Annotated in this window: 1 protein-coding gene; it reads left to right on the forward strand. The window is 69.5% G+C overall.

Annotated elements, in window-relative coordinates; genetic code table 11:
• Window positions 1-89 precede the first annotated feature (89 nt).
• On the forward strand, window positions 90-1,617 hold a 1,528-nt coding region (locus GA0115242_RS30510; RefSeq protein ID WP_093834181.1), incomplete at its 3' end, for a cytochrome c biogenesis protein CcdA.

Below are 1,617 nucleotides of genomic sequence, written 5' to 3' on the forward strand. Positions count from 1 at the left end.
TCCTCCGGAGCAATCCGCCGCACGTCCCGGTCTCGGATCAGTGCCGAGAGAGCCGGAGGGTCCGGGTTCTCGGGTGGAGGTGTCGACCGGTGTTCACTCTGGTTCTGATCGGTCTGCTAGGTGGTCTGATCACGGCGGTCTCGCCGTGCATCCTGCCGGTGCTCCCGGTGGTGTTCCTCGCCGGAGGACCGGGCGGTACGCCGGACGGCGGCCCACCGCCCGCGCCACGAGAACGCGGCGACGACGGCGACGAGCCGGGGGACGTGCTGGTGAAGGACCCCGAACCGGCCGTGCGCAACCGGCGGCCCTACGCGGTGGTCGCCGGTCTGGTCGTGAGCTTCAGCTTCTTCACCCTGCTCGGCGTGACGATCATCTCCGCCCTCGGGCTGCCGGACGACATCCTGCGCTACGTGGGTCTGGGCCTGCTGGTCCTGATCGGCCTCGGCCTCGTCTTCCCGCCGGTCGAGCGGCTCCTGGAGCGGCCGTTCGCGAAGATCCCGCAGCGCCAGGTCAACAAGGAGGGCGGCGCGTTCGTCCTCGGCCTCGGGCTCGGACTGCTCTACGTGCCCTGCGCCGGTCCGGTCCTGGCGGCCATCACCGTGGCGGGCGCCCGGGGCGAACTGAGCCTCGGCATCGTGGCGTTGACCCTGTCCTTCGCCGCGGGCACCGCACTGCCCCTGCTGGTCTTCGCGCTCGCGGGACGGCGGGTCGCGGAACGTGTCACCGCCTTCCGCAAGCGGGCCCGGGGACTGCGGATCGTGGCCGGTGTCGTGATGATCGCGCTGGCCGGAGCACTCGCCCTCAACGTCACCGACGCCCTCCAGCGAGCCCTGCCCGACTACACCTCCTCCGCGCAGAAGCAGATCGAGGACAGCGACGTGGCCCGCCAGAAGCTGTCCGGCCTCTACGACGACTCCAACAAGGACCTCTCCCGCTGCGAGGACGGCGTCGACGAACTCCGCTCCTGCGGCAAGGCCCCGGCCATCGACGGCATCAGCGCCTGGCTCAACACCCCCGGCGGCGCACCGGTCGACCTCGCGCGCGAACGCGGCAAGGTCGTCCTGGTCGACTTCTGGACGTACTCCTGCATCAACTGCCAGCGCAGCCTGCCCCACGTCAAGGCGTGGTACGACACCTACAAGGACGCCGGACTCGAAGTGATCGGCGTCCACTCACCGGAGTTCTCCTTCGAGAAGAAGGAGTCCAACGTCGCCGACCAGACCCGCAGGCTCGGCGTCACCTACCCGGTCGCCCTCGACAACAAGCTGACCACCTGGAACAACTACCGCAACCGCTTCTGGCCCGCGAAGTACCTCATCGACTCCCACGGCACCGTCCGCCACTTCACGTTCGGCGAGGGCCGGTACGCCCAGACCGAGCAGCTCATCCGCGACCTCCTGAAGGAGGCCGACCCCACCGTCCAACTCCCGGCCCCGACCGGCCAGAAGGACGCACAGCTCACCAAGGACCGCACCCCGGAGACCTACCTGAGCAACTTCCGCGTCAGCGGCTACGTCGGCGACCCGATCGTCGACGACAAGCCGACCGCCTACCGGTTCCCGTCCGACATCCCCCTCAACCGGTTCTCCCTGGACGGCACCTGGACCGCCGGCTACC

This window comes from Streptomyces sp. SolWspMP-5a-2 (genome assembly GCF_900091845.1).
Lineage (GTDB): Bacteria > Actinomycetota > Actinomycetes > Streptomycetales > Streptomycetaceae > Streptomyces > Streptomyces doudnae.